Source organism: Curtobacterium sp. AG1037, from assembly GCF_003349855.1.
GTDB classification, from domain to species: Bacteria; Actinomycetota; Actinomycetes; order Actinomycetales; family Microbacteriaceae; genus Curtobacterium; species Curtobacterium citreum.
This window is the reverse complement of sequence record NZ_QQAO01000007.1, coordinates 129,077-147,952: the sequence shown is the minus strand read 5'-3', so window position 1 is coordinate 147,952 and position 18,876 is coordinate 129,077. Positions and strand designations below refer to the sequence as shown.

Genomic DNA, 18,876 nt, shown 5'->3' with positions numbered 1-18,876 from the left:
TCACTCCTTGACCGCCCCGTCGCTGGTGTTCATGATGCGCCGCTGGAACACGAAGAACGCGACGGCGACGGGGATCGTCATCACGAAGGCGGCGGCGAGCTTGATCGGGAACTGGTTCCCGGCGCTCAGGGCGCCGGAGGCCAGCGAGGCGACGCCCTTGGTCAGGGTCGTCAGTCCGGGCGAGGACGCCGACACGATGAAGTGCGGGAGCTCGTTCCACGACCCCTGGAACGACAGGATCGTGATCGTCACGACGGCCGGGCGGGCCATCGGCAGCACGATCGACCAGAAGGTGCGGAACACCCCGGCGCCGTCGATCTTCGCCTGCTCCTCGACGCTGACCGGGATCGACTCGAAGAAGTTCTTCATGATGAACACCCCGGCGGCGTCGACGAGCAGCGGGATGATCATGCCCGAGTACGAGTCGTACATGCCGAGCTGGTTGATCACGAGGAACTTCGGGATGAGCAGCACCACGGCGGGCACGGCCATCACCGCGACGATGAGCGCGAAGACGGTCTGGCGTCCGGGGAACCGGATGCGCGCGAGCGCGTAGCCGGCGAGCGAGTCGAAGAAGATCCGACCGAGCGTGACGACCACGGCGACGATCACCGAGTTCATCGTCCAGACGCCGAAGTCGGAGTTCTCGAAGAGCGTCCGGAACGCGGCGCCCGTCCAGGTGGTGGGGAGGGCGAGCGGGTGGAGCGAGGCGTCCTCGTCCGTCTTGAAGGAGTTGACGATCGCCACGTAGAACGGCAGCAGGTAGACGACCGCGATGACCACGCCGACGACCAGCAGGACGATCCCGCGACCGGTGAGGCGGCGGGGCCCCCGGCCCGGGCCGGGCGCCTGTGCGACGGTGGCGGCGCGGAGGTCCGGCACCGTGCCTCCCGTCCGTGCCGAGGTGGGTGCGGCGGTCATCGTGACTCTCCCTGTTCGATCCAGCGCATCCGCCGTCGTGAGACGGGGCGGTCCCGCAGTGCCCAGCGCTGCAGCAGCGTGAAGACGACGATGATCCCGAACAGGATGAAGGCGATCGCCGCACCGACACCCCACTGCTGGCTCTGGAACGCGGACGTGTACGACAGGTACGCCGGGGTGAGCGTGGTGTTCGCCGGGGCGCCCTTCGTGCCGGTGTAGATCTGGTCGAAGACCTGCCACGTCCCGATCAGCCCGAGGGTGAGCACCGTGAAGAGCGTCGGGCGCAGCTGCGGGAGCGTCACGCGCCAGAAGCGCGTCCAGGCGCCCGCGCCGTCGATCATCGCGGCCTCGTCGACGTCGGCGGACAGGTTCTGCAGCGCCGCGATGAAGAGCAGCATGAACGTGCCGCTCGTGGTGAACACGGCGAGCAGGATGAACGCGCTCATCGCGACCGACGGCCCCGCGGTCCACTCCCACCACGAGATGCCGAGCATCGTGTGGTCGGCGAGGAAGGCCGGAGGCTGCCCCGCCCCGAGGTGGAAGATGCCGGTCGGCTCGTTGAACCAGTTCGGTCCGCGCACCCCGATCCACCCGATGATCGTGTTCACCGCACCGGAAGACGAGAACAGGAACAGCCAGAGCACGGTGATCGCGACCGAGCTCGTGACGGACGGGAAGTAGAACGCGGTCCGGAAGAACCCCCGCCCCTTGAGCGCCCGTCCGTTCACGAGGACGGCCAGGCCGAGGGCGACGGCGGTCTGCAGCGGCACGACGAACACGACGTACCAGAGGTTGTTCCGCAGGGCCGTGCCGAAGTTCTGCTCGTCGAGCCCGCCCCCGCCGAGGATCTTCGCGTAGTTCTCGCCGCCGACGAAGGACACGTCGGACGAGAACGGACTGCCGACCCCGCGCCAGTTCGACACGCTCACCCATGCGGCCATGAGGACGGGCACGAGCAGGAACAGGCCGAGGACGATCACCGTCGGGGCGGTGAACAACCAGCCCGAGACGGCTTCGCGGCGGTTCTTCCGGGACATCGCGGTCAGCCCTTCAGCGCAGCGGCCATGTTCTTCTGGACGCCTTCGAGCAGGGTCTGCACGTCGGTCTTCTGCAGAGAGCCGAGCTTCGAGTCGAAGTCGGCGACCACGTCCGACGTGCCGGCCTTGTTCGGCAGCCCCTGGGCGACGTCGGCCTGGTCGAGGAACGCCGCGTACTGCGGGTAGTCGCGCTTCCAGGTGCTCGCAGCGGACTCGACACTCGGCATCACGCCGAAGTCCTTCGCGAAGGTGAGCTGCTGGTCGGTGCTCGTCATCTTCTCGACGAACGACAGCGCCGCCTTCTGGTTCGGGGAGTCCTTCGCGATGCCCCAGCAGTTCGTGAACTGCAGGGTGCCGGCGCCCTCCGGACCCTTCGGCAGTGCGACGACCTGGTAGTCGACGCTCGGGTAGCTCGAGGACATCGCGCCGGTGAGCCAGTTGCCCTCGATGGTCATCGCGGCCTTGTTCTTCCCGAACGCGTCGCCGCCCCAGCTCTCGCCGAGGTCGCTCGAGAACTTCATCGAGCCGTCGTCGAGCAGGCCCTTCACGTAGTCGAGCGCCTGGACGTTGGCGGCGGAGTCGACGGTCGCCTTCGTCTGGTCGGCGTTCGTCAGGGCGCCGCCGGCCTGGGCCATGAACGCCCCGAGGCGCTCGACCTGCGGGCTGGTCGAGAGTCCGACGCGACCGTCCCGGGTGAGCTTCTCGGACACCGTCTTCAGCTGGTCCCACGTCGTCGGGACGTCGGCGTCGGTCAGTCCGGCCGCCTTCCAGTCCGCCTTGTTGATGAACAGCCCCAGGGTCGAGAAGTCCTTCGGCGCGCAGTACAGCTTCCCGTCCACGGTGAACGACTTCGTCAGGGTCGGGTAGAAGTCGCCCTGGTCCTGCAGCTGGTCGCCGTAGGCCAGGAGCGAGCCGTTCGCCGCGTACCCGGCGAGCGACGACGTGCTGACGTAGAACACGTCGGCGGGCTTGCCGGAGGCGAACCCCTGCGCGAGCTGCTGGTCGAGGTTGTTGGCGGCCTGGACGCTCACGCCGGTCCCGGAGGACTTCGACCAGGCGGCGGCCGCGCTCTTGACCGCGGCGGTCTCGGCGTCACCGGAGGAGCCGATGAGCACGGAGAGGGACTTGTCGCTCGAGGTGAGCCCCCCGGACCCCGAGTCCGAACCGGAGCCGCTGAAGCCGGAGCCGCAGGCGGAGAGGGACAGCGCTGCGGTCAGGGCGATCGCCCCTGCGGTCAGCGCGCGAGCTGTGCGTCGTGACATCGGTCGTTGCATCGGGTACTCCTCGTCGAGTGGGTGTTGGACCGTTCAATTTGATCGATCAAACGCCATCACGATACACCGACGAGGCGCTACGGTGAACCCCATGTCGCAGCCCGCCACCGTCGCCGACGTCGCCGCGGTCGCCGGTGTCTCCCGGCAGACCGTGTCGAACGCGCTGAACCGGCCGGAGGTCGTCCGTCCGGACACCCTGGACCGGGTGCGCTCGGCGATCGAGACCCTCGGGTACCGCCCGCACGCCTCGGCACGGCGGCTGCGGACCCGGCAGAGCTCGACCCTGGGCGTCCGGCTCGAACCCGTGCACGGCATCTCCGGCGCGGTGCTCGACCGCTTCCTGCACGCCCTGGTCGAGCACGCGGACGCGCGGGGCATGCGGATCCTGCTCTTCACCGCGCGGGACGTCGACGACGAGCTGACGCACATCGAGCGGCTCGTCGAGGGGTCCGACGTCGACGGCTTCGTGCTCACCTCGACGTTCCACGGCGATCCTCGGCCCGGGTGGCTCGCCGACCGGGACGTCCCGTTCGTGCTGTTCGGACGCCCGTGGGGGCAGTCCGCCGAGCGCGCCGAGGTGCTGCCGTGGGTGGACGTCGACGGTCGGGCCGGTCTCCGGGCCGCGACCGCGCACCTGCTCGAGGCAGGGCACCGACGCATCGGGTTCCTCGGGTGGCCGAGCCCCTCGGGGCAGGGCGACGAGCGGCGCCACGGCTGGCAGGACGCCCTCGCCGCAGCGGGCCTGCCCGACCAGGTGCAGCTCGTCTGCGAGGACGACGTCTCCGCGGCGACCGAGGTCGTCACCCGGGCGGTCGCGGACGGGGCCGCCGTCGACGCGGTCGTCTGCGCGTCGGACACGCTGGCGCTCGGGGCGCGGTTCGCCCTCGGCCCGGACGTCCCGGTGGTCGGGTACGACGACACCCCGGTGGCCGAGGCCCTGGGGATCTCGAGCGTCGAGCAGCCCCTCGGCGACGCGGCCGCGGCGGCGCTGGACCTGCTGATGGGCACCGGCAGGTCGGTCCTGCCCGCACCGACCGGGCACCGTCTGCTCGAACCGACGGTCGTCTGGCGCCCCTGACCCGGACCCTACGGTCACGATCCCGTCTCGGACCGGCAACGGTTCGGCACCGGCGACTCCAGCGGCTCAGCACCGTCGGTAGCGTCGGCAGCACCGCGGCACGAGAACGTCCGAGCCGCCGAGACCAGGGGACCTCATGCGCACCGCACGCGCCACGACACTGCTCGCGACGATCGGGATCGGCGCCGCGCTCGTCCTGAGCGCCTGCACCGAGGGACCGGACGTCGTGACCACGCCGACGGCCTCGTCCACGCCGACGACGTCGACCACGGCGTCGGCGACGAGCACCCCGAGTGCCGCGGCCGCGCCGGCTCCGTCGAGCACCCCGCGACCGACGTCCGCCATCACCCCGGTCCCCGGCGTCGACCACGACGGGGGCACGGTGCCGTCCGCGTGCTCCGACTTGATCACGGCCGGCAAGTGGAAGTTCACCGAGGCTCCGCTGAACGACCCGAAGGTCGTCGGCGACTCGTGGTCCCGCCCGAAGGACGCCTTCACGCCGGTCCTGCAGGCCGACGGCAAGCACCTGTCGTGCGTCTGGCGGGATCCACGGGCGGACATCTCGAACCTGGTGATCGACGTGGTGGTGGTCGACTCGTCCCGCGCGTTCGGTGCACTGCAGGCGCTGCCCGCGAAGGGCTACGACTGCGCACACGTCGCCGAGGGGTACCGCTGCCAGAAGGTCTCGCAGAACTCGCAGTACCCGGTCATCGACGGCGACACGTACTTCACCCGCGGCGACATCGGCATCCGCATCAGCCAGTCGAACACCCCGACGGACGGCCTGCTCGACGACGTGACGGCGCACGTCTTCGGCTGACCCCACCGACCGGCTGCCCCGCCGGCCGGCTGATCCGCCCGGCGAGCGAAGCGCCCGGCTCAGTCCGCCCGGGCCGCCGGTCGCGACCGCACGTGCGCCCGCTCGCCCTGGGGCCCGTACAGGCAGAGCACCTCGGTGACCTCGTCCGTGGTGTTGCCCACCCAGTGCGGCGTGTGCGTGTCGAACTCGACGACCTCGCCGGGCCCCAGGTCGAACTCCCGGTCACCGAGCAGCAGCCGCAGCCGCCCGGACAGGACGTAGAGCCACTCGTAGCCCTCGTGGGTCTTCAGTGTCCGATCGATGTTCGCGGGTTCCGGCGGGATGAGCTGCTTGAACGAGCGCACGCCCCCGGTCCGCTTCGTGAGCGGGATCACCACCCGCCCGCCGTGCCGCTCGGGGCGCAGGTGGACGCGCGGATCCCCCGTCTGCGGCGCCCCGACGAGGTCGTCGAGCGGCACCTGGTACGCCCGGGCCAGCGGCAGCAGCAGTTCGAGGGTCGGTCGCCGCTGGCCGGACTCCAGCCGCGAGAGCGTCGACACCGAGATGCCGGTCTCCGCGGCGAGCGCCGCGAGCGTGACGTCACGCCGTTCGCGGAGCGCGCGCAGGCGCGGACCCACCGCGTCGACGACCTGGGCCGTCGTGCGTGGGGTGATCCGATCCTCCCGGCCGTGTGCCATGCCGACCATGTTGCCAGACCGGCAAGATTCGTTGCTGATCCGGTCGAGCGCGCCGCACGCTGTGGTCATGTCCGATCACTTCGACGTCATCGTCATCGGCGGCTCGGCCGCCGGCCTGTCCGCCGCCCTGATCCTGGGGCGGTCCCGTCGCTCCGTCCTCGTCGTCGACGCGGGTGAGCCCCGCAACGCGCCCGCGGCCGGTGCGCACAACTACCTCGGGCGCGAGGGGGTCGCCCCCGCCGAGTTGACCCGCATCGGACGTCAGGAGGTCGCCGCCTACGGCGTGCAGGTCACGGCCGGGAGGATCGTGGCCACGTCCGCCACGGACGGTGACGGGACCGACCCGGTCGCTTTCTCGGTCACGCTCGACTCCGGCGCGGTCGTCACCGCGCGGCGACTCGTCGTCGCCTCCGGCGCCGTCGACGTGCTGCCGGAGGTCCCGGGGCTCGCCGAGCAGTGGGGGCGCGGGGTCGTGCACTGCCCGTTCTGCCACGGGTGGGAGATCCGCGACCAGCGCATCGGGATCCTGGTGACGACACCGAACGGGGTGCACCACGCGCTCATGTTCCGGGCGTTGAGCGACCGGGTGACGGCGTTCGTGACCGACCCGGCGCTCGTCGACGACACCGCCATGGCAGGTCTCACGGCTCGTGGCATCGGGGTGATCACGGGTCCGGTTGCCCGCGTGGTGTCTTCGGGCGACGTGCTGACCGGGGTGGAGACGGGGTCGGGCGAGGTCGTCCCGCTCGACGCCCTCGCCGCCGCCAGCACCGCCGAGGCCCGCGTCGACGTCCTGGCCGGGCTGGGCCTGGTGGCGGAGGACGTCGTCGTGGACGGCTCCCGGTTCGGGAGCGCGCTCGTGGTCGACGCCGCGGGGCAGACGGGCGTGCGCGGGGTGTACGCGGCGGGGAACGTGACGGCGCCGATGGCGACCGTGATCGCGTCGGCCGCGGCGGGGACGCAGGCGGGGGCGGCGGTGCACGGCGACCTGGTGCAGGCGGACCTGGCAGCGGCGATGGCGGGGGGGGCGGCGAGGGCGGGGACCGCGGCCGCTGCGGCCGCTGGCTGAGCGCGGAGGTTTCGGGCTGAGCGACAGTTCACGCCGTCCGCGGCCCGTGAGTTGTCGCCCGGCGCATGAACTCCCCGCCCGCCAGCGGACCGGGCGAGCCGGCGGCGGCCGACTGGCGGGGGTGGCCGGCGGCGCGCGTCAGTCCACGCGGTAACCAGCCTGCGCGGCCAGGAGCGGCGCGAGGGCGAACAGCTGGTCGGCACCGATCGTCGCCCCGCGGAACCCCTCGAGCCGCTCCACCCGGTCCAGGTCGGCGGCCCGCAGGTCGACGTGGTCGATGCGGGTGTTCGAACCCTCGGCGGAGCGGATGCGTGTGCCCTCGAAGGACACGCGGAGCAGTCGGGCGTCGGCGATGTCGAGTTCGTCGAGCACGCAATCGCGGAACACCACGTCGGTGAGCGTCGACCCGCGGAGGTTCACGAACCCGAGCTTCATGCCGACGAACTCGACCCCGTTCAGCGTCGCGTCGTACAGGTCGGCCGACCCGACCCGGCCGCCGGCGACCCGGACCTCGCGCCAGGCGCTGCTCGAGGCGCGGAACACCGGGGCGTCGAGCGTCTCGACGACCGAGTCGCGGACGCGCAGGCCGCGCAGATCGGTGCCGTCGGCGCGGAGGGTCCCGACGACACACTCCTCGAGCTCGAGGTCGGGCAGCCGCTCCCCGGCGACGTCGAGCATCGCGATGCGCTTCGCCTCGATCCGGTCGCCGGTGAGCAGGTCGCCGGGTGCCGGTGACCAGTCCTGCAGGTCGGTCGGCTCGGTCAGGGTGATCCGCGGGGCGTCGGTGCCGGTCGAACGTGCCATGCGCTCAGTCTGCCGGTCCGGGCCGACGCCGCGTCAGGCCGGATCGACGCTGTGCCGGTCCGGTGCGACGCTCGAGCACGCGGCCCCGCGGGGTACACGGGACTCCGGTCCGGCGAGCACGTCGGGCAGTAGCTTCGGCAGATGACAACTGGAGAGCAGGCGATCAGCCGTCGGTCAGCGCCACGCATCGCCGTGTTCGTCGTCCTCGCAGGACTCGTCGGCGGAGTGGTGACCGGGACCCCGGCGTGGGCTGCCGACGACCCTGCCGGACTGCAGGTGGACACGGCGACCTCGACGGAGGTCGCGTACGGCAACACCGCCACGTGGTCGTTCACGGTGACGAACACCGGGACCCGTGCCACCGCCGGACCGGTCACGATGGCGTTCCAGTACAACCAGGGGTCGAACCCGCCGGACGCGGCGATCCTGTCGGCGTGGGACCAGGCGAAGGTGACGTCGACGAGCGGCACCTGCTCGTTGTCCACCCAGAAGCGGACCGGCACCTGCGTGACCGGCGCGCTGCGTCCCGGCCAGAGCGTCACCATGACGACGACCGCCCGCCAGCACTTCGCCTCGTCCATGTCCGGGTTCACGGGTTGGGGGTTCACCGTCGTGCGCGGGAAGTCCGATCCCGACGCGCCATGGAACGCGCGGTACAGCGGCACGACGCTGGTCCCCGTGCGCGGCAACCTCGACCGGGTGCTGCCGGTGTCCGGTGGGGTCCAGGTCGCGGGCTGGGTCGTGGAACTCGAGCGGCTGGCCGACCCGATGACCGTGACGGCCCAGGTCGACGGCGTCTACACGGACCGCTTCACGACCACCGTTCGACGCGCGGACGTGAACCGTGCCCTGCACGTCAGCGGGAACCGCGGCTTCGCCGGGACGGTCGCGATGAGCGCCGGGACGCACCGCCTGTGTCTGACAGCGAGTGATCCGTACTGGGGGTCGAGCACCATCGACTTCGGCTGCCGGAACGTCCAGGTCCGGTGAGCCCGGGTCACGCCGCCGGGGTCAGCACGCTGTCGAGCCGGTAGTCCTTCGCGGGACCCCGGGCCTGCCAGCGCACCGTCCACCGTCGGGCGTCGCCCGTGAGCACGCCGGTGTAGTCGTCCGGCGCGCAGGCGTGCTCGACCGCCGCGCCCCACACCCAGTCGTGGAAGACCCGGCCGTCGATGAAGTGCACGCTCCAGTGCGCGTCGGCGCCGCGGCGGACGAGCAGCGTCCGGGACACCGGGGTCTCCCGACCGCCGAACCGCATCACGCCGGACTCGTCCCAGCGCACCTCGTCCGGACCGGTGAGCGAGAGCGTGGTGCGGCCGGTGACGATGCCGCGGACACCGGCGGCGCGGTCGTCCACGGTCCGTGCGAGGTCCCAGTCCCCGAGCAAGTCCGTCGGCAGCAGCACCCCCTCAGGCTACGCGGCGCTCACCCGCGCAGGGGTCCGGACGCGGGCACACGGGCGCCGTCGGCGAAGCCGCCGACGAGTTCCCGCAGGGCGTCCTCCGCCGTGTGCTGCGGCGCCCACCCGAGCTCGTTCCGGGCGCGGTCGGTCTGCATGACCGGCACGCCGGCTGCGATGTCGAGCCACCCGGCGTCCGTCGGCTGGAGCCGGAGCCGCCAGGTCAGCGTGACGACCCCGCGCAGCAGGCGGAGCGGGATCCGCACCGCGCCGAGCATCCCGGCGGCCCGGGCCATCCGCGGCGGGGTGAGCACCGGCGACGCCGCGATGTTGAACGCGCCGGCGGCCCGCCGGTCGATCGCCCGCCAGAACGCGTCGGCGAGGTCGTCGGCGTGCACGGCCTGGAACACGAACGGCAGCGGCAACGGCAGGACCGCGAACCGGGCCGCACGCACGACCGACATCGGGACGAGGTGCCCGAGGAACAGGCCCCGGAGCTCCGCGGCCACCGACCGCTGGAACACCAGCCCGGGCCGGAGCCGGGTCACGACCACGTCCGGGTGCTCGCGCTCGAACGTGTCCAGTGCCCGTTCGTTCTCGGCCTTGTGCACCGAGTACGTCGCCGTCGGGATGCCGGTCGCCGGGAAGGACTCGTCCACCGGGGTCCGCTTGCCGTCCACGTCGACCCCGCGGTACGCCCCGACCGAGGAGGCCACGACGACCTGCTGGACCCCGGCCCGGGCCACGGCGGCGAGCACGTTCGCCGTGCCCCGGACGTTGGTCCGGTGCTGCGCGGGGATGTCGTGCGTCGGCTGGAGCGCCCACGCCAGGTGCACGACGGCGTCGGCGCCGCGGAACACGGCGGCGAGCTCCTCGACGGCACCGTCGCCGCCGACGTCGACGGTGTGCCAGACCGCGACGTCGTACGGTGCGACCCGGGCGTCGGGCAGCCGCCGGGCGACCCCGACGACCTGCAGCCCCTCGTCGGAGCCGGCCCGGCCGTCACCGGCGAGCCGGGCCGCCGCGAGCCGCCGCAGCACGGCGGTCCCGACGTTCCCGGTCGCCCCGACCACGACGACGCGCATCAGCGGTGCCCGACCGTCACGCCGCCGCGGGTGCGAGCGACGGGTCGAGGACGACCTTGATGCAGCCGTCCTCCTTCTTCTGGAAGACCGCGTACATGTGCGGGGCGTCCTCGAGCGACACCCGGTGCGTGGTCAGGTCGAGCGTGCCGAGCGGGTCCGAGGGGTCGGACACGAGCGGCATCAGGTCGTCGACCCAGCGGCGGACGTTGCACTGTCCCTCGCGGATCGTGATCTGCTTGTCGAACAGCGTCATCATCGGCATCGGGTCGGCCATCCCGCCGTACACGCCGGAGAGCGACACCGTGCCACCACGTCGGACGAGGTCGATGGCCGCGTGCACCGCCGCCAGCCGGTCGACGCCAGCGGTCTCGATCGCCTTCTGCGCGAGCTTGTCCGGCAGCAGGCCGGCTGCGCGCTGGGCGAACCCGGCGACGGGGTTGCCGTGCGCCTCCATGCCGACCGCGTCGACCACGCCGTCCGGCCCGCGGCCGTCGGTGAGGTCGACGAGCTGCGGCACGACGTCGTCGGACAGGTCGAACACCTCGATGCCGTGCTTCGCCCCGAGGTCGCGGCGGACCTGCTCGGGGTCGACGGCGAGCACCCGGTAGCCGAGGTGCTTGCCGATCCGCGCGGCGAACTGCCCCACGGGGCCGAGGCCGAGCACCGCGAGCGTCCCGCCCTCGGGCACGTCCGCGTACTGCACGGCCTGCCAGGCGGTCGGGATGATGTCGCTCATGAACAGCCACTGGTCGTCCGCGCCGGTGTCCGGCACCTTGATCGGGCCGTAATCGGCGTGCGGGACGCGCAGGTACTCGGCCTGCCCGCCGGGGACCTGGCCGTACATCTTCGTGTAGCCGAAGAGCGAGGCGCCGGTGCCGTACTCCTTCACCTGCGTCGTCTCGCACTGCGACTGGAAGCCGTGGCGGCACATCCAGCAGTGGCCGCACGAGATGTTGAACGGGACGACGACCCGGTCGCCGACCTTCAGGTTCGTGACGGCGGAGCCGACCTCCTCGACGATGCCCATGGGCTCGTGCCCGAGGACGTCGCCCTTGTCGATGTACGGGCCGAGCACGCGGTACAGGTGCAGGTCGGAGCCGCAGATGGCGGTCGACGTGATCCGCACGATCGCGTCGGTCGGCTCCTGGATGGTCGGGTCGGGGACGGTCTCGACGGACACCTTCTCGGTGCCCTGCCAGGTCAGTGCGCGCACGTCGCGTTCCTCTCGTGGTCGCGTCGGGCCGGCCGGGAGGCACGGCTCTCTCCCCCTCGTCGGTACCCGCCCGCCCCGTGGCGCGTTCCCAGCCCCGCCCGCACGCCCTGCTGTTCCACCGATCCGCGCGTCGCAGGCCGATCCGGGCGTGGGAGACCGATCCGCGCGTCGGAAGCCGTTCCTTCCGCCACCCGACGCGCGGATCCGCCTCCGATCACAGGCGCGATGGGCTCGAACGTGGCCGATCGGCCAGTCGGTCTCCGCCCGTCCGCCGATGCGCTCGGAGCCGCACACCCGCCACGCTGGCTCCGATGGACCACCGCACCAAGCGCCGCAGCCTGCTCACGGGAGCCGGAGCGCTCCTCGCCGCCGGGGCGCTCGCCGCGTGTTCCTCCCAGCCGCCCCGGCGGGCACCGAGCGCGACCCCGACGCCGTCAGCCAGCCGGACACCCACACCCACCCCGACGCCGACGCCGACCCGTCCGGCACTGACGAAGGTGCCGCTGCCCCGGGGGACGGTGACCGGTCTACCGGCAGGGACGCCCGGGATCGCGTGGACGGTGGACGACGGGGCCTCGTCGGACGTCGTCGCCGCCTACGCCCGGTTCGCCGCCGAGACCGGCACACGCCTGACCTTCTTCGTCAACGGCGCCCGGCCCGCGTGGACCGAGCACGCCGACCTGCTGCGGCCCCTCGTCGCCTCCGGGCAGGTGCAGCTCGGGAACCACACGTGGGACCACCCCGCCCTGACGAAGCTCGGCGACCAGGCGGTCCAGGACCAGCTGACGCGGAACCACGCCTTCATCCAGGACACCTACGGCGTGGACGCGAAGCCGTACTTCCGGCCGCCGTTCGGCTACCACGACGCCCGGGTCGACCGGGCGGCTGCAGCCGTCGGCTACACGACCCCGCTGCTCTGGTACGGGACGCTCGCGGACTCCGGGGACATCACCTCGGACCAGATCCTCAGCTTCGCGGAGCAGTGGTTCCAGCCGGCGCACATCGTCATCGGACACGCGAACCACTCCGGCACCATCGGGGCGCTGCCGCGGCTCCACGCCCTGCTCGAGCAGCGCGGCCTGGCGACCTACACGCTCGACGACGTGTTCTCCCACTGACCCCGGCCCCGCGCGAACAGGTCAGGCGCGCAGCCGGTCGCGCTCGGTTGGGGGCAGGTGCTCGGTCGCGGTCGCCCGTGCCGCCGGGGTCAGGAACCGCCCGTGCCGCTCGAGGAACGCCACGAGCGCCGGCTCGGACGCCCGCTTGCCGGTCTCGCGCAGGACCCACCCGAGCGCCGACTGCACGGTGTCGCTGCGCTCGCGGACGAGCCGCCCGACGATCCCGAGCGGGACTTCGGCGTCGCCCTGCTTCGCGAACGCCAGGGTCGCCACGACCGCGATCCGGCGCACCATCGCCACGTCGGACTTCACGAGCGCGAACAGCGGCCCGGTCGACCCGCCCACGAGCGGGGCGCCGACGAGCTCCTCCGCCGCGAAGTCGACGAGCGTGGTGTCCCCGAAACGCTCCGCCTTTGCCGCGGCGAGGTACTCGTCCGTCAGCTCGGGGTCCGGCCGCGCCCGCATCGCCTGCACGAGGAGCACCACCGCGACGAGCCGCGCGCCGGGGTCCTCGCTCCAGAGCAGGGCGGACCGCTCCCCCGCGTCGAGGTCGGCGAACTGCCGGGCGACCCTCCGGGCGCCGTGGAGATCGCCGGAGGTGCGCGCGAGGGCGGCGAGGACCGCCTCGGCGTCGCGTGTCTGCATCACCGCCACGGTACTCGTCGCCATGGATCGTTCGACACGAGAAACGGCCGGGTCCGTCAGGCGCAGATCAGCCGGACAGGGGCAGCAGCTGGGAGTCATCCGCCAAGCTGAGTGCCGCACGTCCGGTGTTCTTCACGAATGTCTCGGACGAGAACAGCGCAAATGGTGTGCCAGCCGCCACAGCCGACGTGAGCGCTCCCAGGTGGTGCGAGTTCGGCATGAACACGCTGATCGCATCGTCGCTTCGTCCGGACGCGTCCAGAAGCGTCAGCTCCAAGCGTTTTCCTTCAGCCACCGGGTACGCGTGGTACTTCGCCAGCCCCTCCACGTAGTACGCGCGGTGCTTCGTGACCTGAGTCTCGATGGATGCCGTCAGCGCACTGAACGTGTTCCCGGTGGGAGCGAAGGCCAGCTCATGCCACCAGTAATCGATGCCGCCGAACCGGATCTTCTCGCGACGGCCGAAGTCCTCGTCGGCACCGACCTGCAAAGCGAAAGCACGAAGGCCGACGACACCGCCCACAGGAGCGCCGTAGGCGTACTGCGTTCGCGACTGTCCGGTCGGAGCGGAGTCGACGGCCGACCGTCGCGACTCGGGCACCGGGACACCCGTCAAACGATGGATGTGCTCATACACGCCCGCCACAGGTGCGGAGCTGTCCGTCGATCTGCGCGGCGCACCATGCGGCACGAGCGCGTGGACGGAGCCGGAGAAGCACGAGAACTTGGCCGCCACGGGCACTGCGCCACCTGACGCCAGCTTTCGAACAGTGCTCCTCGAATGGAAGAGTCGTGCGCCGCAACCGGCCCAGGCGCAACGCCAGGGACCTCCCCGGAGCTCGTCTCCCACCTCGTCGGGGGAGAACACCCGGCCGGAGGGTTCGTGAACCGCCTTCACTTCAGCGCAATCGTGACACGGACGCCCGCAGGGCATCCGCGTGCAGGTAGATGTCCTCGAGCGAGTCGATGGGATGCCGCGTCTCGACTTTGTCCTCGTCGAACAACCCGATGTACTTCTGCTTCTTCCCGTTGAACCAGAGGCGCGCGATCGGCTTACGGTTGTTGTTGTCGAGCAGAATGGCGAAGTACGACTTCTGATCCCGGTGCACGATGCGCTCGGGCTTGACCTCGCTGCAGGCGATGGCCTTGACGATCTGATAGCCTTCGAGTTCCTCGGGCGTAGTCTCGATCTCGGTGTCTCGATCTATGTCCTCTTCCACCACCAGCTCGCTCGAGAGCGCCTCGACGGAAGCAGCTTGCTCGATCGGCGCCGTGTAGGAGGCACCGAGTGCCGTCTTCAAGCGGTCGTTGACCTGTTCGTTGAGGAATTGCTTCGAGGCCTTGGCGACGAGCGTCGTGAACTGGCTGCGCGCCTCCTGGGTGAAGCGCCCCTCGTAGACACGCGACGCGAAGAGTCGGACGAAGTCCTCCTCGGGCTCCCGGAACTGTACGGCGATGGCACGCTTCAGCGCGCCGACGTACTTGAGTTCCTCGGCCGCGCTGATCACCGAATCGAGGTCGAACACGTCCTTCGTGAGCTTGCTGAGCTCCGGCAGGAGTGTCTCGTCGATGTCGGCTAGGTCGAGCACGAGGAACGGTCGGTCGTCCATCTTGTTCGGTGCGTCGAGATCCGTGTAGAAGTTGTAGACCTCGCCGTTGGTCAACACGGCGATGCGTGCGTTCGTGACGGAGAAGTACCGGAAGAGCTGGGATGCATGCTCGATCTTGAGCGGCTCCGTGGACTTCTTGCACTCGATGAGGATCTGCACCTCACCGTCGCGCATGATCGCGTAGTCGACCTTCTCCCCACGCTTCACGCCGACGTCCGCCGTGAACTCCGGAACGACTTCGAGGGGGTTGAACACGTCGTACCCGAGGATCGTCGAGATGAAGGGCATCACGAACGCGTTCTTCGTGGCCTCCTCGGTCTGGATCGCCTGGCGTTGGTTGTGCACCTTCGTGGCCAACGCAGCGAGACGCTCTTCGAACTCCATCGTTCACTCCTGTCCTCACACTCAGGATAAGTGACCGGTCGTCAACTCGAGGGGTTCTCACCGAGCCCCAGAGCGAGGGACACCGCAGACCTCGGAGCGAGGTGCCGGAGGACGAGTCCAAGCGGTATGGGCGCAGCGTTACAAGCTCGAAACGTCACGTATACAAAAGCGAGCGACGATCCGTGATTGTATGCAATCACCGCACTCCTGAGCGTGACTCCACAAGAGTCGCCACGCACACCGCAGCTCCAGGAACACGATGTCCCAGACCTCCCCCCGACGCCGCCGGACACTGCTCGCCGTGCCCGTCGTCGCCCTGGCCGCCACGCTCGCCCTCACCGCCTGCGTCCCGGTCCAACGCTCGAAGGCCGGCGGCGCGACCGCCGGCACCGTCACGACCGTCCCGATCGGCGACCAGCAGGTCCGCGAGGGCGGTGACCTCGTGATGGCGCTCTCCGCCGAGCCGGACCGACTCGACCCGACCACGTCGTCGTCGCTGTACACCCGGTACGTCATGGAGACGATGTGCCAGAAGCTGTACGACATCGACGCCGAGGGCACCGTCGTCCCGATGCTCGCGACCGAGCTCCCGACGGTCTCCGACGGCGGGAAGACCGTGACGTTCCCGGTGCACACCGGGTACCGCTTCGCCGACGGCACCCCGTTCGACGCGGACGCCGTCGTGACGACGCTCGAGCGCAACCTGACGAAGGACGACTCGAGCCGGAAGAGCGAGATGGGTCCGGTGTCGAGCATCGACGCGGTCGACGACCACACCGTCCGGATCCGCTACGCGACGCCCTTCGCCCCGATCACCGCCGCGCTCGCGGACCGTGCGGGCATGGTGATGTCGCCGACCGCGCTGGAACAGGAGGGCGACGGGTTCGGCGACCACCCGGTCTGCATCGGCCCGTACAAGTTCGTCGAGCGCGTCCCGCAGACGTCCATCACGGTCGAGCGCGACCCGCAGTACCACGACCCGGCGAGCGCGCACTTCGACCGGATCACCTACCGGATCATCACGGACGCGAGCATCCGCGCGCAGAACCTGAAGTCCGGCGACGTGCAGGTGGCCGACTCGATCTCGACCCAGGACGTCGACGAGCTCATGCGGCGGAAGGACCTCAGCGTCCTGCGCACCGGGTCGCTCGGCTACCAGGGCATCACGATCAACCTGGCCAACCAGGACGGCGTCGGCACGGACCCGAAGCCGCTCGACACCCCGCTCGCCACGCAGCGGACGGTCCGGCAGGCCCTGTCGATGTCGATCAACCGTGCCGAACTCGTGCAGAGCGTGTTCCGCGGGTGGGCAGACGTCGCGTGCTCGCCGATCCCGGACTCGAGCGTGTTCGCGACGGACGCGAGCAAGACGTGCCCGGAGTACGACCCCGAGCGGGCGAAGCAGCTCCTCGAGCAGGCCGGCGTCGAGCAACCGTTCCCGATCGAGATGGAGGTGACGAACACCCCCGACACCGTGCGGTTCGCCCAGGCACTGCAGGCCCAGGCCCGTGCCGGCGGCTTCGCGATCACGATCACGCCGGTCGAGTACACGACCCTGCTCGACGACCAGACCCGCGGCGACTTCCAGGCGCTCCAGCTCGGCTGGTCCGGCCGGGTGGACCCGCACGGCAACATCGGCTCGTTCCTGGGCACCGGGGGCGGCAACAACTACCCCGGGTACAGCGACCCCGACGTCGACGACCTGATCAGCCGTGCGGCCCAGGCCACCGACCAGCAGGAGCGCGCCGACCTGTACGGGCAGCTCGTGACGAAGGTGCAGCAGGACGACCCGATCATCTACCTCTACCGGACCCGGAGCATCACGGGCGTCAGCAAGGACGTCGCCGGGGTCTCCACCTACGCCGACGGCGTGGTCCGACTCAGCCAGGCGGCGTTCGTGGAAGGCGGCAGCAAGTGATCCGGTACGTCGTGACCCGACTCTGGCAGGCGGCGCTCACGCTCGTCCTCGCCTCGGTTGTCGTGTTCTTCGGGGTCCGGCAGCTGCCGGGCGACCCCGCCCTGGCCCTCGCCGGTGAAGAGGCCAGTCCCGAGCGGCTCGCGGCGGTACGCGCGGACCTCGGACTCGACGACTCCCTGCTCGTGCAGTACTGGCGCTTCGTGGTCAACGCGCTGCAGGGCGACCTCGGCCAGTCGACGCGCACGGGGACGCCCGTCACCGAGCTGCTCGGCTCGACCCTGCCGGTCACGCTGTGGCTCGCGCTGTACGCGATCGTCGTGGCGGTCGTCGTCGGGGTCGCCCTCGGCACCCTCGCCGAGCGGTACCGCGGCCGTTGGCCCGAGTGGATGGCGAACGCCGCCGCGCTCGTCGGCCTGAGCGTCCCGAACTTCTGGCTCGGGATCCTGGCGATCGTGTGGCTCGCCGCGGGGCTCGGCTGGTTCCCGGCGTCCGGCTACGTCCCGGTGACGAGCGACCCCCTCGGCGCCCTGCACCACCTGACGCTGCCGGCCCTGATCCTCGGGACCTCGCTCGCCGCCGTGATCATGCGGCAGACCCGCGCGTCGATGATCGAGACGATGAAGACCGACTTCGTCCGGACCGCCCGCGCGAAGGGCCTCAGCCGCCCGCGCGTGCTGTTCCGGTACGGCCTGCGCAACTCGATGATCGTCGTGGTGACGATCGTCGGCCTGCAGCTCGGCGGGCTCATCTCGGGCGCGGTCGTCACGGAGCGCATCTTCGCGCTGCCGGGCTTCGGCAAGCTCACGCTCGACGCCGTATTCACCCGCGACTACCCGGTCATCCAGGCGGTCGTCCTCGTGATCACCCTCGGCTACGTCCTCATCAACTTCGCCGTGGACGTCCTGTACTCCGTCATCAACCCGAAGATCCGCGTGGGGGGCACCGCATGACCACCATCACAGCGCCGTTCGACCTCGGGTCGAGCCGCGGTCGCGTCTGGAAGCAGGTCCGGGCGAACCGCCTCGGCATGGCCGGCGGCATCATGCTCGCCGTCGTCGTCCTCGCCGGGGTCACCGCCCCGCTCGTCGCCCCGTACGACCCCACCACGACGCACTTCGACCTGCCGTTCCAGGTGCCGTTCACCGTCGGCTTCGGCCTGGGCACCGACGACCTCGGGCGCGACATCCTGTCCCGCACGCTGTACGGCATCCAGGTCTCGCTCGTCGTGGGCGTCCTGTCGGTCCTGCTCGCGGTCGTCGTCGGCACCCCGCTCGGGCTGCTCGCCGGGTACTGGCGCTGGCTCGACGCGATCATCAGCCGTCTGACGGACGTCGCACTCGCCTTCCCGTTCCTCATCATCGCGGTCGGCCTGGCCGCGATCAGCGGACCGAGCCTGACGAACGCGGTGGTCGCCATCGGCATCTCGCACGTCCCTGCGATGATCCGCATCGTCCGCGGCGAGACGCTCCGGATCACGAGTGCCGACTTCGTGACGAGCGCGAAGACGCTCGACGCGGGCGGCGCGCGGATCATCCTGCAGCACGTCCTGCCGAACTGCGTCTCGGCGATCATCGTGCAGGCCACGGTGATCATGCCGGTCGCGGTCATCGGCGAGGCCCTGCTGTCCTTCCTCGGCCTCGGCATCCAGCCGCCCACCCCGAGCCTCGGCATCATGCTCTCGGACGCGCAGCAGTACCTCGGCCAGGCGCCGTGGGCCGCGGTCGTGCCGGGCGTCGCGATCGCCGTCGTCTGCCTCGGCTTCAACCTGTTCGGCGACGCCCTGCGCGACGCCCTCGACCCCACCGCCTCGGACCGGAAGTAACG

The 18,876-nt window shown here is 70.9% G+C and carries 19 protein-coding genes; 8 read left to right on the top strand and 11 right to left on the bottom strand.

Features of this window, described 5'->3' with window-relative positions; translation table 11 throughout:
• Genes DEU32_RS11915 through DEU32_RS11905 form a run of 3 tightly spaced genes read right to left on the bottom strand, consistent with a single transcriptional unit; the run spans position 1 to position 3,220 of the window.
• The gene (locus DEU32_RS11915; RefSeq protein WP_114850726.1) at positions 1 to 921 is read right to left on the bottom strand and encodes a carbohydrate ABC transporter permease; all 921 of its coding nucleotides are present in this window, start codon (positions 919 to 921) and stop codon (positions 1 to 3) included.
• Entirely contained in the window at positions 918 to 1,958 is a 1,041-nt protein-coding gene (locus tag DEU32_RS11910; RefSeq protein ID WP_114850725.1) for a carbohydrate ABC transporter permease, read from the bottom strand. The genes DEU32_RS11915 and DEU32_RS11910 overlap by 4 nt, the downstream gene beginning before the upstream one ends.
• 5 nt (positions 1,959 to 1,963) lie before the next feature.
• Complete coding sequence (locus DEU32_RS11905) at positions 1,964 to 3,220, bottom strand: extracellular solute-binding protein (protein ID WP_114850724.1); 1,257 nt, start codon at positions 3,218 to 3,220, stop codon at positions 1,964 to 1,966.
• A 103-nt stretch (positions 3,221 to 3,323) separates the two neighbouring features.
• Here DEU32_RS11905 and DEU32_RS11900 point away from each other — a divergent pair, with 103 nt between their 5' ends.
• On the top strand, positions 3,324 to 4,310 hold the full coding sequence (locus DEU32_RS11900; RefSeq protein ID WP_114850723.1) for a LacI family DNA-binding transcriptional regulator: 987 nt from the start codon (positions 3,324 to 3,326) through the stop codon (positions 4,308 to 4,310).
• Positions 4,311 to 4,446: 136 nt separating this feature from the next.
• Entirely contained in the window at positions 4,447 to 5,130 is a 684-nt protein-coding gene (locus tag DEU32_RS16935) for a hypothetical protein (protein WP_147281458.1), read from the top strand.
• 59 nt (positions 5,131 to 5,189) lie between these two features.
• On the opposite strand, the gene DEU32_RS11885 is transcribed toward DEU32_RS16935, so the two are convergent.
• Entirely contained in the window at positions 5,190 to 5,816 is a 627-nt protein-coding gene (locus DEU32_RS11885) for a helix-turn-helix domain-containing protein (protein ID WP_395858327.1), read from the bottom strand.
• A 58-nt stretch (positions 5,817 to 5,874) separates the two neighbouring features.
• Here DEU32_RS11885 and DEU32_RS11880 point away from each other — a divergent pair, with 58 nt between their 5' ends.
• A complete protein-coding gene (locus tag DEU32_RS11880) occupies positions 5,875 to 6,876 on the top strand; it encodes an NAD(P)/FAD-dependent oxidoreductase (protein WP_114850758.1) in 1,002 nt (333 codons plus the stop codon).
• Between the two features lie 138 nt (positions 6,877 to 7,014).
• On the opposite strand, the gene DEU32_RS11875 is transcribed toward DEU32_RS11880, so the two are convergent.
• Positions 7,015 to 7,680, bottom strand: a complete 666-nt coding sequence (locus DEU32_RS11875) for a pentapeptide repeat-containing protein (protein ID WP_114850720.1) — start codon at positions 7,678 to 7,680, stop codon at positions 7,015 to 7,017.
• A 141-nt stretch (positions 7,681 to 7,821) separates the two neighbouring features.
• Here DEU32_RS11875 and DEU32_RS11870 point away from each other — a divergent pair, with 141 nt between their 5' ends.
• On the top strand, positions 7,822 to 8,670 hold the full coding sequence (locus DEU32_RS11870) for a hypothetical protein (protein WP_141859910.1): 849 nt from the start codon (positions 7,822 to 7,824) through the stop codon (positions 8,668 to 8,670).
• 7 nt (positions 8,671 to 8,677) lie between these two features.
• On the opposite strand, the gene DEU32_RS11865 is transcribed toward DEU32_RS11870, so the two are convergent.
• The 3 genes from DEU32_RS11865 to DEU32_RS11855 are packed head-to-tail and all read right to left on the bottom strand — an operon-like array spanning position 8,678 to position 11,377.
• On the bottom strand, positions 8,678 to 9,085 hold the full coding sequence (locus DEU32_RS11865; protein WP_114850718.1) for a DUF6314 family protein: 408 nt from the start codon (positions 9,083 to 9,085) through the stop codon (positions 8,678 to 8,680).
• 20 nt (positions 9,086 to 9,105) lie between these two features.
• Positions 9,106 to 10,164, bottom strand: coding sequence for an NAD-dependent epimerase/dehydratase family protein (locus DEU32_RS11860; RefSeq protein WP_114850717.1), 1,059 nt, complete (start codon positions 10,162 to 10,164; stop codon positions 9,106 to 9,108).
• Between the two features lie 16 nt (positions 10,165 to 10,180).
• The gene (locus DEU32_RS11855; protein WP_114850716.1) at positions 10,181 to 11,377 is read right to left on the bottom strand and encodes a zinc-dependent alcohol dehydrogenase; all 1,197 of its coding nucleotides are present in this window, start codon (positions 11,375 to 11,377) and stop codon (positions 10,181 to 10,183) included.
• A 311-nt stretch (positions 11,378 to 11,688) separates the two neighbouring features.
• Between DEU32_RS11855 and DEU32_RS11850 the strand changes: the two genes are divergently transcribed.
• Entirely contained in the window at positions 11,689 to 12,495 is an 807-nt protein-coding gene (locus tag DEU32_RS11850) for a polysaccharide deacetylase family protein (protein ID WP_114850715.1), read from the top strand.
• 21 nt (positions 12,496 to 12,516) lie between these two features.
• Here DEU32_RS11850 and DEU32_RS11845 read toward each other — a convergent pair whose 3' ends face one another.
• From DEU32_RS11845 to DEU32_RS11835, 3 genes are all read right to left on the bottom strand, one after another.
• Positions 12,517 to 13,140 (bottom strand): DNA alkylation repair protein, encoded by a 624-nt coding sequence (locus tag DEU32_RS11845; protein WP_174779116.1) that lies wholly within the window; start codon positions 13,138 to 13,140, stop codon positions 12,517 to 12,519.
• Between the two features lie 67 nt (positions 13,141 to 13,207).
• Entirely contained in the window at positions 13,208 to 13,876 is a 669-nt protein-coding gene (locus tag DEU32_RS11840; protein ID WP_147281457.1) for a hypothetical protein, read from the bottom strand.
• A 163-nt stretch (positions 13,877 to 14,039) separates the two neighbouring features.
• Positions 14,040 to 15,134 carry a type I restriction endonuclease gene (locus DEU32_RS11835; RefSeq protein WP_114850712.1) on the bottom strand — a complete coding sequence of 365 codons (1,095 nt, stop codon included), beginning with the start codon at positions 15,132 to 15,134 and terminating at the stop codon, positions 14,040 to 14,042.
• A 259-nt stretch (positions 15,135 to 15,393) separates the two neighbouring features.
• Here DEU32_RS11835 and DEU32_RS11830 point away from each other — a divergent pair, with 259 nt between their 5' ends.
• The 3 genes from DEU32_RS11830 to DEU32_RS11820 are packed head-to-tail and all read left to right on the top strand — an operon-like array spanning position 15,394 to position 18,874.
• Complete coding sequence (locus DEU32_RS11830; RefSeq protein WP_114850711.1) at positions 15,394 to 17,052, top strand: ABC transporter substrate-binding protein; 1,659 nt, start codon at positions 15,394 to 15,396, stop codon at positions 17,050 to 17,052.
• Positions 17,049 to 18,002 (top strand): ABC transporter permease, encoded by a 954-nt coding sequence (locus DEU32_RS11825; RefSeq protein ID WP_114850710.1) that lies wholly within the window; start codon positions 17,049 to 17,051, stop codon positions 18,000 to 18,002. Before DEU32_RS11830 ends, DEU32_RS11825 begins: the two co-directional genes overlap by 4 nt.
• Positions 17,999 to 18,874: an ABC transporter permease gene (locus DEU32_RS11820; RefSeq protein WP_114850709.1), complete on the top strand. Its 876-nt coding sequence runs from the start codon at positions 17,999 to 18,001 to the stop codon at positions 18,872 to 18,874. Before DEU32_RS11825 ends, DEU32_RS11820 begins: the two co-directional genes overlap by 4 nt.
• Positions 18,875 to 18,876 lie beyond the last annotated feature (2 nt).

Coding starts and splice junctions, on each gene's coding strand:
- DEU32_RS11915 (WP_114850726.1), bottom strand. CDS start 921: ATGACCGCCGCACCCACCTCGGCACGGACGGGAGGCACGGTGCCGGAC.
- DEU32_RS11910 (WP_114850725.1), bottom strand. CDS start 1,958: ATGTCCCGGAAGAACCGCCGCGAAGCCGTCTCGGGCTGGTTGTTCACC.
- DEU32_RS11905 (WP_114850724.1), bottom strand. CDS start 3,220: ATGTCACGACGCACAGCTCGCGCGCTGACCGCAGGGGCGATCGCCCTG.
- DEU32_RS11900 (WP_114850723.1), top strand. CDS start 3,324: ATGTCGCAGCCCGCCACCGTCGCCGACGTCGCCGCGGTCGCCGGTGTC.
- DEU32_RS16935 (WP_147281458.1), top strand. CDS start 4,447: ATGCGCACCGCACGCGCCACGACACTGCTCGCGACGATCGGGATCGGC.
- DEU32_RS11885 (WP_395858327.1), bottom strand. CDS start 5,816: ATGGTCGGCATGGCACACGGCCGGGAGGATCGGATCACCCCACGCACG.
- DEU32_RS11880 (WP_114850758.1), top strand. CDS start 5,875: ATGTCCGATCACTTCGACGTCATCGTCATCGGCGGCTCGGCCGCCGGC.
- DEU32_RS11875 (WP_114850720.1), bottom strand. CDS start 7,680: ATGGCACGTTCGACCGGCACCGACGCCCCGCGGATCACCCTGACCGAG.
- DEU32_RS11870 (WP_141859910.1), top strand. CDS start 7,822: ATGACAACTGGAGAGCAGGCGATCAGCCGTCGGTCAGCGCCACGCATC.
- DEU32_RS11860 (WP_114850717.1), bottom strand. CDS start 10,164: ATGCGCGTCGTCGTGGTCGGGGCGACCGGGAACGTCGGGACCGCCGTG.
- DEU32_RS11850 (WP_114850715.1), top strand. CDS start 11,689: ATGGACCACCGCACCAAGCGCCGCAGCCTGCTCACGGGAGCCGGAGCG.
- DEU32_RS11845 (WP_174779116.1), bottom strand. CDS start 13,140: ATGCAGACACGCGACGCCGAGGCGGTCCTCGCCGCCCTCGCGCGCACC.
- DEU32_RS11835 (WP_114850712.1), bottom strand. CDS start 15,134: ATGGAGTTCGAAGAGCGTCTCGCTGCGTTGGCCACGAAGGTGCACAAC.
- DEU32_RS11830 (WP_114850711.1), top strand. CDS start 15,394: ATGTCCCAGACCTCCCCCCGACGCCGCCGGACACTGCTCGCCGTGCCC.
- DEU32_RS11820 (WP_114850709.1), top strand. CDS start 17,999: ATGACCACCATCACAGCGCCGTTCGACCTCGGGTCGAGCCGCGGTCGC.